The sequence below is a fragment of the Vibrio panuliri genome (genome assembly GCF_009938205.1).
GTDB classification, from domain to species: domain Bacteria; phylum Pseudomonadota; class Gammaproteobacteria; order Enterobacterales; family Vibrionaceae; genus Vibrio; species Vibrio panuliri.
On the sequence record NZ_AP019655.1, the window covers coordinates 144,982 to 157,650 of the forward strand.

Below are 12,669 nucleotides of genomic sequence, written 5' to 3' on the forward strand. Positions count from 1 at the left end.
GTGTCATGCTTTGGTATTAATACCAATTGGGACGAGCATGTGGTCAGAACATTGCCAATAAAAATCGCTTAGAATGAGCCGTGAACCGCTGTAACTATCTGTTCTAATTACCTCATTCTGTAACTGAAAAGCACAACGCCGCGATCAGTAAATGAGTCCGCAGTTGGTATCAGTTCCGAAAATGGCGAGTATCAAGCGAGAATCGCGGTACAATCTAGGTATAAGATCTGCTGAGGTAAGTAAGCGATGCTAAATCATACTGAGCAATTTCAACGGGCAAGGCAAACTCGTGATGCGCGTTTTGACGGGCGCTTCTTTGTCGCGGTCAAAACCACGAAAATATTCTGTCGGCCTATATGTCCTGCAAATCTCCCTAAAGAAGAGAATGTAGAGTATTTTACCAATGCTGCACTGGCCTTGCAGGCGGGTTATCGACCTTGTTTGCGTTGTCGACCCGATAGTGCGCCGAATTCTTGGGCGTGGCTTGGCAGTAAAACGACCTACCAACGAGCTGCCCATTTAATTGAGCAAGGAGCATTACAGCACGGCTCTTTACAACAACTTGCTCAGCGTTTGGGTATTTCTGATCGTTACCTGCGCCAGCTATTTGCCAAAAACCTTGGTATGTCGCCAAAGCAGTACGCGCTGTATCATCAATTGATGTTTGCCAAGCAACTGCTCCATTCGAGTAATATGAGCATGACGGAAATTGGATTTGCCAGTGGCTTTAATAGTACGCGGCGTTTTAACGATGCTTTTAAAAAAGCACTCAAACTTGCACCAAGTGATTTGAAACGAGAAGCGGGACATGTCAGTTCGGTCAAGTCGTTGGAGTTGAGTTATCGTGGCGCTTATGATTGGCAGTATACGCTCGATTTTTACCGCTTAAGAGCAATTGAAGGTTTGGAGAAAGTCGGCGACAACTCCTATCAAAAGTGGGTACGAATCAATGGCGATAACGCATGGTTTGCTATCTATTTTGATCGCAAACCGAACAAGGTGGTGTTGGAGTTTGAGTTAGCAGACATTACTCAATTGAAGTCGCTGGTGTCGAATGTACGACGTATGTTTGATCTTGATGTCGATATCAACATCGTCGAACAACATTTGCAGCAAGTAGAGCCAGAACTAGTGATTCGTTCGGGTATTCGTATGCCCGGAGTGTGGGATACGTGGGAAGCGGGCGTGCGGGCAATTTTGGGGCAACAAGTCTCGATTAAAGCGGCGATCGGTCAGCTCAATTTATTGGTCAACACTTTGCAGCCAAATGGCGTTACTCATTTCCCGACTCCTCAAGAGGTTGTGGACGCAGACCTTAGTTTTTTGAGAATGCCGCAAAGCCGGCGTGAGACGTTGTCTCGGTTTGCCCAACTGATTAGTTGCGAGCCTGAAGCTGAGTTTTCTCAGTGGTTGGCGCTAAAAGGTATTGGACCTTGGACGGTCAACTATGCCGCATTACGAGGACGTTCGGAGCCAGATCGCTTTTTAGACGGTGACTTGGTGGTGAAAAAAGCGCTTAAAGAGTTTATTCAAGTCAACAAAGAGACCGTTTCGCCATTTGGCAGTTACGCTACTTTTCATTTATGGAGTCATGCAGGATGAACCGTTTTACGATTATTGACACCCCTTTGGGTAAGATGACCCTTCAAGCTAACGATATGGGATTACTGGGGGCTTGGTTTGAAACAGAGACAACGCAACCCGAACATTTGGGTACTCGTGATGATAACTTCACCTTGCTGTGCAAGACAAAAGTTCAGCTAGATGAGTACTTTTCCGGAATCCGTAATCAGTTTGACTTGCCATTGGCTGCACAAGGTACACCATTTCAAAATCAGGTATGGCAGGCGCTAACGACGATTCCATTTGGTGAAACATGGAGTTATCAACAATTAGCTGATGCGATCAACAACCCAAAAGCCGTCCGCGCAGTCGGCTTGGCAAATGGTAAAAATCCCATATCGATTATTGTACCGTGCCACCGAGTGATCGGGAAAAGTGGCAAGCTAACGGGCTATGCGGGTGGTGTTGAGCGCAAAGCGGCGTTGTTGCAGTTAGAAAACGTCGATTTTAAGCCTGACTAATCGCTTTTTGCTGGATGAGAATTGTCAGGGTTAAACAGCGGCTTCTTGGGCATAAAGAAGCCGCACGCTTCGCGTGAGGCTAGGGTGGGTTGTTGCCAAGCTCCACAGAGGTCTTTTTGGTTGTTGCGTGTGCGGGTAAACTGACGGCACTGTCCACATTTAAACATCGTTGAGTCCTTTCAACTGAGTGATTAAAGAGACAGTCTAGTGCGCATCAACTAAGGGTGAATTGATCTATCACTTGAAATGGACGTTTTTTCGTCGAGTTCACTCCACATGGTCAAATAGGATTGATGTTCACGATCATGCTCAGTTAAGCCAAACTGTGCCGCTAAGGCTTCTAATTCTCTACGATAGTTGTCCAGCGCGCTTTCATCATCTGTCATGATGGCGAATTCGGCGAACTGCCCAATATTGGCAAGTTGGTCAAACGTAATATGGAACGCTCCAACAAAGTAGATACTGCGTACCTTTCGCGTGATCATTCTGATTTGATAGCCCATATTTTCTAGCATACTACGGGCATTGGAAGAATCGGTGATATTAGTGGCTTCGCAGCGGTCAAATTCAGGCCCTTTAACAATCCATAGTTTGATGCCTGACGGCTCCATTTCTCGGATAGAGACCGTTTTACCCTGCTGCTTAAGGCTGTGCTCGGGCGTATCAAAATACCAGTCAGTTTCTTGATTTTCATCCACCATTACTTGGTGATTCATCGAATTAAGGACGCGATAAAACGCGTCCTTGTCTCTGACTCGGAACTTCAATTCGACTTCATACTTGCCTTTGAAGTGTTCTTGGCTCATTCGACGTCTTTCTGTACTCGTTTGCTTTTTGGTACGTAATTAAGAATCGAAATTGGCACGGGTTTGCGTGGTGCAAAGCCTTCAACTTCGCGACGTTCAATCAGGTGACCCAGACGACTTTCAATCATACATAGATTCTTGAAGTTATCTTTAGAGACGAACGAGATCGCTTCCCCTTGCGCATCAGCACGACCAGTACGACCAATACGGTGGACATATTCGTCAGCTGGGAATGGCAAGTCGTAGTTAATTACGCGAGTCAAACCATGAATATCAATACCACGGGCCCCAACGCCTGTTGCGATCATGTACTTAATTTTCCCTGCTTTAAAGTCAGCCAACAGCTGGCTGCGTACTGCTTGGCTGCGACCACTGTGGAAGGCTTCGGCAATGATACCGCGTTTTTCAAGCTGCTGAGCAAGCTTGGCTGCACCGTGTTTGGTCTCGATGAAAATTAATGCTTGGTCCCAATCGTTCTCTTTGATCAGGTGCGCCAGTAACGAAGATTTCATATCTTTATCAACGGTGATAAGCCATTGTTCGATGTTTTTCTTTGACGCTTGATTAGCGGCAATCGAAATCTCGTACGGATTGTGCACCGCTGTTTTGGCAAGATCGCGGACTTTGTTCGACAGGGTGGCTGAGAACAGTAGGTTTTGGATATCGGTTGGCAGGCGATCAAGCACTTTATTGATATCGTCGATAAAGCCCATATCAAGCATGCGGTCTGCTTCATCGAGCACCAGAATTTCGACTTCTTCAAAGTAGACGGCACGTTTGGCATACATATCCAGCAAGCGTCCCGGCGTTGCGACGAGAATATCGACACCTTCAATCAGTGCTTGTTTTTGGGTTTTCTCATCAACGCCACCATACATCGCCAGTGATGTGAGATTTAGGTGTTGACCATATTGGCGAACTTTCTCTTCAACCTGAACTGCCAGTTCTCGAGTAGGGGTTAAGATTAACGCACGAATTCGTTTTTTACGCTGTGTCTCACCTTTGCTGAGCTTTTCAAGAATGGGTAACACAAAGCTGGCGGTTTTACCCGTACCTGTCTGCGCAGCAGCTATTAGGTCTTGCCCTTGCAGAATTACCGGAATGGCTTTGGTTTGGATATTGGTCGGCTTGCTATAACCCAATTGTTGAATTGCGTCTGTGATAGGTTGGCTTAAGCCCAGTTTTGAGAATGGCATGCTTTCACTCTGTATGAAGATAGGAGAAGGAGCCAACAGTCTGGCTCCTTATTTGCTGCGAGTTTAGCATGAAGCAAGCCAAGTTGGCTTGCTTTAGTGTGCATTGCTAGAACAAGGCGCCATTGAGCCACAGGTGAGTGGCAATACTGGCAATATAGCCAAGGCCAATCACCGGAGCCCATTTTAGATGCCCAAAGAAGGTGTACTTACCGTGTGCAGCGCCCATCAATGCAACTCCGGCAGCTGAACCAATTGAGAGTAAGCTACCGCCCACACCAGCAGTGAGTGTCACGAGTAGCCAGTTCCCCATCGACATTTCAGGCTCCATTGTCAGTACGGCAAACATGACCGGAATGTTATCGACGATCGCCGACAAAATACCCACCATCACGTTGGCCCAAATGGGGTCCCATTGGTAGTACATAATTTCTGAGACCATATTGAGATAGCCAATTAGGCTTAAGCCTCCAACACACATCACGACGCCGTAGAAAAACAGCAGTGTGTCCCACTCTGCATGGGAGACACGACGAAAAACATCAAATGGAACGACAGAACCTAATCGCTTAAGCGCTAAGTCATCACGATTGGCTATCGCCACTTGGGCTTTTCTCGCTAAAGAGCGCTTGAGTGTGCGGCGTAAAAAGAAACCAAAAAATTGTAAGTACGCCAAACCCATCATCATCCCAATAACAGGAGGGAAGTGCAGCACCGCATGGAAAGCTACCGCAGTTGCGATAGTAAGGATAAACAGAGCAACGATGCGGCGAGCGCCGCGCTTAAGTTCGACATGAACATGAGCGACATTCGGTTTTGCATTAGGAATAAACCACGACATGATCACCGCAGGCACGACATAGCTGACCACCGATGGTGTAAACAGTGGCATAAACTCAGAAAAGGATACGTGACCAGCCTGCCAAACCATTAGTGTGGTGATATCACCAAATGGGCTGAAAGCACCGCCAGCGTTGGCTGCGACAACAATATTGATGCAGGCGAGATTAATAAAGCGAGTGTTGTCGCCTCCGACTTTCATCACCACCGCACACATTAAGAGTGCTGTGGTCAAGTTGTCTGCGATTGGGGAGATGAAGAATGCCAATATACCGGTTAACCAAAACAACGCTTTAAAGTTAAAGCCTTTGCCGACCATCCAAGCTTGTAAAGCATCAAATAATCGCCGCTCCTCCATAGCGCTGATATAGGTCATTGCAACCAGCAAGAACAACAACAGCTCAGCATATTCGAGCAGGTTGTGCTCCAAAGCGATATGGGCAACATCAATATGCCCTTGCTGTGAGTAAACATAGCCCAGCATCGCCCATATGATCCCCGCAGCAAGGAGTACGGGTTTGGATTTACGTAACTGTAGATACTCTTCGAGCATTACGAGGGTATAGGCAATACCAAAGATGATTAGTGCAGCGTAGCCGACGGTAGACTGGGTAAGATCGAGAGAGGGGACATCGCTGTTTGCTGCAAATGCTTGGTAGGGCAAAAATATTAGGCCAATCAATAATGGCCACAAGCTCTTCATTACTTCAACTCCTTGAAAATTGACTTTATAAACCAGTGCTCGAATCAAAGATTGTTGATGCAGTCTCACAGCTTGCTGCATTTTATTATTGTTTGCCACTTCAACCCCACGCAGTAAGGTGATTGTTTTTTGCACGAAGAGGAGGAGGCTTAATTGTTATGTTATTCAGGCATTAACTGACTCGGCACGGATTAAGAAACAGCGCATATTCTAGAGACCTTTTGCGCAATTGTTTGTGAGGCATGTGGAATTCAACTGAATCTCTTAGTATTTAATAAATTTTAAGAAATTTATGAATCTTTATGATGTGCAATGTTATTAACTCTGAGTGTCATTAAATGCTATTTCTGCTACCTATCACAAAATATGACACTAGATTGCAGATTGTGAATAGAGTTAATGCCGTATTGATGCGGATCAGATTTCTAGCACAATAATTTCCGCAAAATCTTCCTCAGCCACAGACCACACGTTGCGTGTAAAACGCTTTTTATCGAACGAATTTTGCAACGGATGATCTGTCGCTCTGATGTTCTGTTTAACTTTATAAGGTGTATAAATGTCCAATCCCAACCCAATTGAGCGAAAGGTGACATGGGGATGCTATGTCGCACTCGCTTTTGCAGTCGTGTTTTTCTCGGGATTAATGCAATCCAACGAATGGTACGGCGTCTTTGATTTTACAACGCTAAATGGTTCGTTTGGTAAAGTGGCATACGGCGTACAAGAGACGGCGGAAGGGGTAGAAGCCGCCACAACATCTTTCCGCGGTAAAGGTGGTAGCGGTGCGCGCGATGGTTTTATCTTTGCGTTAACTCTAATCCCAACAGTGATGTTCGCTCTAGGTGTTATTAATGTTTTAGAACATTACGGCGCACTTGATGCAGCTCGTAAACTGCTTTCTCCGCTACTGCGCCCACTAATGGGTATTCCTGGTAGCTCAGGCTTAGCGCTTATCGCCTCACTGCAAAGTACTGACGCTGGTGCCGCAATGACTCGCCAACTTAAAGACGAAGGTCGCCTAACCAAACGTGAAACCGACGTATTTACCATGTTCCAGTTCACCGCAGGTGCAGCGATTGTAAACTTCTTCTCGTCAGGTGCAGTGCTGTTTACGTTAACACTTGCGGACGGTTCTCTCGCGGTATCCTCTTCGATTGGTTTAGCTGTTGGTGTGATGTTCCTATTTAAGTTTATTGGCGCAAACCTATTCCGCGTTTACTTGAATATCACCGAAGGTAAAGAAGACAACAACCAAGCAGACGATCTACAAGAGGAAGCGGCAAAATGAGCGAAGTAAAAGCAAAGAAACCTATGGTGACTGACATCTTCGTCGAAGGTGCGAAAAAAGGCTGGGTTATCGCCACCACCTCAACGGTACCAAACGTTTTGATGGCATTCGTGATCATTAAAGCACTGCAAATCACCGGTGCGCTAGATCTTATGGGCACCATCTTTTCGCCAATTATGGCGGTATTTGGTTTGCCAGGCGAAGCCGCCGCTGTTCTGATTGGTGCATGGATGTCGATGGGTGGCGCAGTGGGTGTGGTTATCACACTGTTTGACCAAGGTATCCTAAATGGTGCGCACATTGCGATTCTTGCGCCAGCTATCTACCTAATGGGTTCTCAAGTGCAGTACATGGGCCGAATTATGGGACCAATCGGTACAGAAGGTCGTTACATTCCAATTATGATCGCGATTTCAGTGCTGAATGCATTTGGTGCCATGTTAGTCATGAATCTATTTGTGTAAGGGTGGCAAATGAATTTCTCTCTTGAACACTATTTAGAAGAGTTGCGTCCGCTGATTAACGTCGATTGCGGCACTTACACGGTGGAAGGCATTGAGTTTATTGCCACTCAGTTTGAAGCGAAATTTGCTGATATGGCAGGTTGGAGTGTCAAACGTGTTGATTGTGGTAAAGCCGGTGTTGGCCTAGAAATTCGCAACCAGCCAGAGGCAGATAAGATTGATGTGATGCTAATTGGTCACATGGATACGGTATTCCCTGTTGGTACTGCTGCTGCGCGCCCAATGACAACGGATGCTGAGAAAGCGTATGGTCCGGGTGTGTCGGATATGAAATCGGGGCTACTCAACATCGTTTATGCGATGCGTCACTTAGATCAAGCGGTGTTGGATAAGCTATCAATCTGCATCTGCATGAACCCTGATGAAGAAACGGGCTCGGCAGATTCGGTAGACTGGCTGCAATCTGTAGCGAAAAATGCGCACAATGTGCTGGTTGCAGAAGCCGCTCGTGCTGACGGTAGCTTAGTGAAAGCACGTAAGGGTTTAGCTGGTTATAAGCTAACTTTTAGTGGTAAAGCGGCGCATGCGGGTAATGATCCACAAAGTGGTCGCAGTGCGATTACTGAAATGGCGAACTGGATTCTAGCTATCAACGCAATGACTAACTTTGAGTCAGGCACAACGTTAAACGTTGGGGTAGTGAATGGCGGCGCAGGTGTGAACATTGTGCCGGATCATGCTACTGCACTTGTTGATGTGCGTTTCTGGAGCAACGAAGAGTACGCGGATGTCGATGCCAAGCTTAAAGCAATGATTGAAACCCCGTTCGTTGACGGTGTGACCATCGCCTTAGAGCGTGAAACTTACAAGCCATCGATGGTGGCGAGTGAGAAAACTCATGCGCTAATGGCATTGGTTGAGGAATCCGCCAAAGAGCTTGATATAGCAATTGGTTGGCAAGAAGTGGGCGGCGGCTCAGATGCCAACAACACAGCGATTTTGGGTGTGCCAACTTTAGATGGTTTAGGCCCAATTGGTGCCGGCTTCCACAGCGATCAAGAGTACCTACAGTTAGATTCGATCGAACCGCGTATCCGTATGTTGATGCGTCTGTTAGAGAAAATCGCTCAGTAAGCTCAAAAAAATTTAGTCAACGTTCCCCGTAATATAAAATCCCCAAACGTCGTTTTGGGGATTTTTTTGCTTGTTGGGCGGGTGACTAGGTGCAGACGATCTGTTTGCGTCGATAGAATCGGGTCGGTCTACCTACTTTTCCGTGCGCGAGAAACGCTTCCAGTTCACCACACTCGACGGCTTTGTCTAAATAGCGACGAGCTGTGCTCTTACTCACGCCAATCTGGGTTGCGATGGTGTGCGCGGTGTGCTCGATATGGCTGTGGCCAAACAGATCAACAACTTGCTTTAGCGTAAAGGGGTCCGAACCAGAGCTACTGACTTCAGGCTGAGCGGCGCGATGGAATAACCCATCTAACTGAGTTTGTCTAAATGCTTCACCTTTGTGAAGGTGTTGTCTGATCTGCGCAAAACGTTCCAGGCTTTCAATTAAGCGTTGATAGTCAATTGGCTTGACCAAATAATCAAAAGCACCAAAACGATGGGCCATTTGCACTGTATTGGCGTCGTTTGCCGCCGTGACCAGAATACACTCTGGTTGATGATGCGCATTCAGCCACTCATAAACCAGTTCTACCCCTAAACCGTCAGGCAAATAATTGTCAACCAGAACCAAATCTGGTTGCGCTTGCTCAACTAGTTGCCGGGCAATCGCTTTATTGGTGGCAATACCCACCACTGAATATCCTGCGACTTGGCTGATAAAGTGATGATGTAGTTGTGCGATATTTGGATCGTCTTCGACGATAACGACAGTTAGCATAACGACTCCTTAGGTAGATAGACGGTAAAGGCCGTTTCTATCTCGTCGCTGTCCATTTCCATATGCCCATCAACGCTCTCAATGATTGAGCGAACAATATAGAGGCCAAGGCCATGATCGGCTGAGTGATTTTTGCTGGTGAAGCCCAACTGACAAAGTGTGTTGAGTGACGAGTTGATCATTGGGCCATTGTTCGCCACTACGAAGATATACTCGGATTGTGACTGCTTTATCCAAACATGAATATAGGGAGTTTGTGACGTTGTCACTGATTCGGTGGCGTTGTCGATTAAATTTCCCAGCAGTGAACAGAGTTGCTCTTCACTGATGGTGCGAGCCAGTTGCGACAAATCGGCATCACAGTTGAATTTTAGTGGAACACGTTTTTCACTTGCTTGGCCGATTTTTGCCAAAATCAGCCCAGAAAGGAGTGGTAAGTTTGTTAAACACTGAAGGCTATCGATCTGATCTTGGCTGACCTTGGCTTGCGCAAGGCACACATCGAGTGCTTTGGTGACTTCGCCAGCTTGCAATAGCCCAGAGATAGTTGACAGTTTATTTTGATACTCGTGGCGAGTGATTCGCATGTGCTCAATATAGCGATCAATTTGGCTCAATCGTTCTGACAAGGTTTGCAGTTCTTGATGAGCACGTAAGCTAAAGACTGCGCCATGCTGATTTCCGCTGCGGCCGACCAAGGTGACACGGTTTAGCACGAAGTCGCGTTCGTTTACTCGAATCAGGCGATTAATAAAATCTTCCCCTTCGAGGGTAAAAACTTGGGGCTGATCGATACACTCGTGCAAGGCGCATTCACCTTGGATAGTAATACCAAGCATTTCTTGGGCGTTGTGATTAGCTAGATAGATATTCTGTTGTGTATTGACCGCAATAACACCCTCGTAAGTCGCTTGCAAAACCCCTTGGTGAGTTTCTAAGGCTTGTTTCAGTTGCCAAGGTTCTAAGTGCTGCATCTTCGTTTTTACATAGTTCGAAAACCATACGGCAAGTGCAAAGCTGATTGATAACGCGCACAGTGCAATCACCAAGAGTGGCAGTAAGTGTTCACTTGACCAAACGGCTAATGTGTCTGTCAGATACCCAACTTTTATCATGCCTAGAACGCGACCATCATTGGCAAGGATAGGCGAAATGTATCGCACAGATGGCCCTAGTGAACCGATGCCATAGGAGAGATAAGACTCACCTTTGGTGAGAGCTCGCTCAATATCTCCTCCCATCACAGGTAAGCCAATACGCTGGGCGACAGGATGAGCGAGACGGATGCCTTGTGCATCGCTGACCGTAATAAAGTCGGCATCACTGCCTACTTGAACCGTTGTGATGATCTCTTTGACTGCGGCTTTATCACCGTTTGCGACGGCTTGAACTAGGCTGGGCAGTTGCGAAAGTTGTTGAGATTGGACTTGCGCTCGCAGTTGAATTTGATTGGTTAACACACTTTCAAGTTGGTGAGCACTATAGCTCCACCATCCAGCAATACAGAGAACCAATACACTACTTAGCAGTAGCGCAATCTGCTTTGTGAACGAAAATGCAGGGAACTGCACGCGATGACTCCTGTCGATGCTTTTGTTTAGCATACTCGATGTTCACTCTGTCCAAGAGAAACTGAGTGGGATTTTTGACCAAGATCTCTTGAATGAATTTTATTGTTTTTATTGATTTAACGTACTTAATCTCAATGCCGTTTCAAACGGACTTTGCACTGATTTACATCCTAGAAATCTAAGTGAGGTGAGTTTTTATTAAATTGATTCTACTCACTTTTATGACTTTTCCTCGGCATATGATGAGCAAAAATGCTGGAGGAAAAACTATGTCTGCAACTCAATTGAAATTGCTAGCCTTGTTTATACTAGGTGCAGCACTTTGGTTCAGCCCGGTCCCTGATGGATTAGAGCCACAAGCATGGCAAATGATGGTGGTCTTTGTGACCACGGTACTGAGTTTAATTTTGGCTCCTTTACCCTTAGGGGCAATGGCACTGCTGGGATTGACAGCCGCAACCTTACTTGATGTGTTGCCAATCAAAACGGCACTGACAGGATTTGCCCATCCGACGATTTGGATGATTGCAGCGGCGTTCTTTATCTCACGTGGCTTTATTACCACTGGGTTTGGTCGGCGTGTAGGGTACTGGTTTATCGCCAAACTTGGTCATAACTCGTTGGGGTTAGCATACGGACTGGTGTTGACCGATTTGTTGTTCGCACCAGCAACACCGAGTACGACCGCCCGTTGTGGTGGCATCATTGCTCCGCTATTTCGTTCTGTGGCGAGTGCCTACGATTCAGACCCTGAAAAGGGAACGCAAAATCGCATTGGTGCCTTTTTAGTTCAGTGTATCTTCCAATGTAATGCCATTACTTGTGCGATGTTTTTGACTTCCATGGCAGGTAACCCTTTGGCAGCAAATTTCGCCCAAGAGTTAGGTGTCGAGATTACGTGGGCGGGTTGGGCTACTGCCGCAATTGTACCTGGGCTGCTTTGTCTGTTTTTGATTCCGCTGGTGATGTATACCTTTTTTCCTCCAGAGCTAAAAAAGACGCCAGAGATGCGTGATATTGCTAAGCAAAAGTTAGTTGAAATGGGGGGTATGACGCGAGATGAGATCATGGTGGGCATCACCTTCATTGGTATGGTGACGCTGTGGGTTTTGGGACCAACTCTGGGCATTCACTCTACGGTTACCGCGTTGTTAGGGCTGGTATTCTTGCTGTTTACACGCACGATAACATGGGATGCTGTGCTGAGTGAAAAAGAAGCATGGCATACCATTACTTGGTTTGCGGTATTGGTGATGATGGCTGCACAGTTAAACAAACTGGGCTTTATCAGTTGGTTTAGTAGCGGCATTGGTGAGTCTCTATCTGGTATGGGCTGGGTGACGACGGTAGTGATATTGCTGTTGGTGTATTACTACAGTCACTATCTTATGGCGAGCGCAATGGCACACATTAGTGCTATGTACTCAGCGTTTCTTGCTATAGCTATTGCGGCTGGGGCTCCTCCAATGTTGGCGGCGATTGTACTCGGCATCTTTAGTAATTTGTATATGTCGACGACCCACTATTCATCAGGCCCTGCTCCTATTCTGTTTGGTGCGGGATATCATAGTTTGCAGAGCTGGTGGAAGATTGGTTTTGTGTTCTCACTCATTGTGATACCAATCTTTATTTTGGTTGGTGGCGCTTGGTGGAAGCTTCTTGGTTTGTGGTAGTAAGGAAAAGACGAATGTGAGTGATATTGTAGGGATAAACTCACATAAGGTTGTCAGAATTGCCTGACGCAATCAAAGTCCCCAGACTGCGGTTTGGGGATTTTTTTCGCATTAATACTTAGGGTTTATGATTAAGGTTGGATTTAA

The 12,669-nt window shown here is 46.4% G+C and carries 12 protein-coding genes; 6 read left to right on the top strand and 6 right to left on the bottom strand.

The genetic code is table 11. The annotated features are described in order from the left end of the window. Nucleotides 1–246: 246 nt before the first annotated feature. Both GZK95_RS15545 and GZK95_RS15550 read left to right on the top strand, forming a co-directional pair. Nucleotides 247–1,602, top strand: coding sequence for a DNA-3-methyladenine glycosylase 2 family protein (locus GZK95_RS15545; protein WP_075715517.1), 1,356 nt, complete (start codon nt 247–249; stop codon nt 1,600–1,602). Beyond that, a complete protein-coding gene (locus GZK95_RS15550) occupies nt 1,599–2,084 on the top strand; it encodes a methylated-DNA--[protein]-cysteine S-methyltransferase (RefSeq protein WP_075715516.1) in 486 nt (161 codons plus the stop codon). The genes GZK95_RS15545 and GZK95_RS15550 overlap by 4 nt, the downstream gene beginning before the upstream one ends. Here GZK95_RS15550 and GZK95_RS22105 read toward each other — a convergent pair. From GZK95_RS22105 to nhaD, 4 genes are all read right to left on the bottom strand, one after another. Then, entirely contained in the window at nt 2,081–2,251 is a 171-nt protein-coding gene (locus GZK95_RS22105; protein ID WP_167369907.1) for a hypothetical protein, read from the bottom strand. The genes GZK95_RS15550 and GZK95_RS22105 overlap by 4 nt on opposite strands. A gap of 51 nt (nt 2,252–2,302) precedes the next feature. Beyond that, a complete protein-coding gene (gene cyaB / locus GZK95_RS15555; RefSeq protein ID WP_075715515.1) occupies nt 2,303–2,890 on the bottom strand; it encodes a class IV adenylate cyclase in 588 nt (195 codons plus the stop codon). Continuing rightward, entirely contained in the window at nt 2,887–4,086 is a 1,200-nt protein-coding gene (locus tag GZK95_RS15560) for a DEAD/DEAH box helicase (protein ID WP_075715514.1), read from the bottom strand. The genes cyaB and GZK95_RS15560 overlap by 4 nt, the downstream gene beginning before the upstream one ends. A 106-nt stretch (nt 4,087–4,192) precedes the next feature. Beyond that, nucleotides 4,193–5,626, bottom strand: a complete 1,434-nt coding sequence (gene nhaD, locus GZK95_RS15565) for a sodium:proton antiporter NhaD (protein ID WP_075715538.1) — start codon at nt 5,624–5,626, stop codon at nt 4,193–4,195. Between the two features lie 559 nt (nt 5,627–6,185). Between nhaD and GZK95_RS15570 the strand changes: the two genes are divergently transcribed. From GZK95_RS15570 to GZK95_RS15580, 3 genes are read left to right on the top strand one after another with little or no spacing between them, the layout of a single operon-like run. Further along, on the top strand, nt 6,186–6,917 hold the full coding sequence (locus GZK95_RS15570; protein WP_075705891.1) for a nucleoside recognition domain-containing protein: 732 nt from the start codon (nt 6,186–6,188) through the stop codon (nt 6,915–6,917). Next, a complete protein-coding gene (locus tag GZK95_RS15575) occupies nt 6,914–7,381 on the top strand; it encodes a YjiG family protein (protein ID WP_075705892.1) in 468 nt (155 codons plus the stop codon). The genes GZK95_RS15570 and GZK95_RS15575 overlap by 4 nt, the downstream gene beginning before the upstream one ends. 9 nt (nt 7,382–7,390) lie before the next feature. After that, nucleotides 7,391–8,515, top strand: coding sequence for a M20 family metallopeptidase (locus tag GZK95_RS15580; protein WP_075715513.1), 1,125 nt, complete (start codon nt 7,391–7,393; stop codon nt 8,513–8,515). Between the two features lie 85 nt (nt 8,516–8,600). On the opposite strand, the gene GZK95_RS15585 is transcribed toward GZK95_RS15580, so the two are convergent. Both GZK95_RS15585 and GZK95_RS15590 read right to left on the bottom strand, forming a co-directional pair. After that, the gene (locus GZK95_RS15585; protein ID WP_075715512.1) at nt 8,601–9,278 is read right to left on the bottom strand and encodes a response regulator; all 678 of its coding nucleotides are present in this window, start codon (nt 9,276–9,278) and stop codon (nt 8,601–8,603) included. Continuing rightward, entirely contained in the window at nt 9,272–10,849 is a 1,578-nt protein-coding gene (locus tag GZK95_RS15590) for a GHKL domain-containing protein (RefSeq protein ID WP_139315075.1), read from the bottom strand. The genes GZK95_RS15585 and GZK95_RS15590 overlap by 7 nt, the downstream gene beginning before the upstream one ends. 269 nt (nt 10,850–11,118) lie before the next feature. On the opposite strand from GZK95_RS15590, the gene GZK95_RS15595 reads away from it, so the two are divergent. Further along, nucleotides 11,119–12,522 (top strand): DASS family sodium-coupled anion symporter, encoded by a 1,404-nt coding sequence (locus GZK95_RS15595; RefSeq protein WP_075715510.1) that lies wholly within the window; start codon nt 11,119–11,121, stop codon nt 12,520–12,522. Nucleotides 12,523–12,669 lie beyond the last annotated feature (147 nt).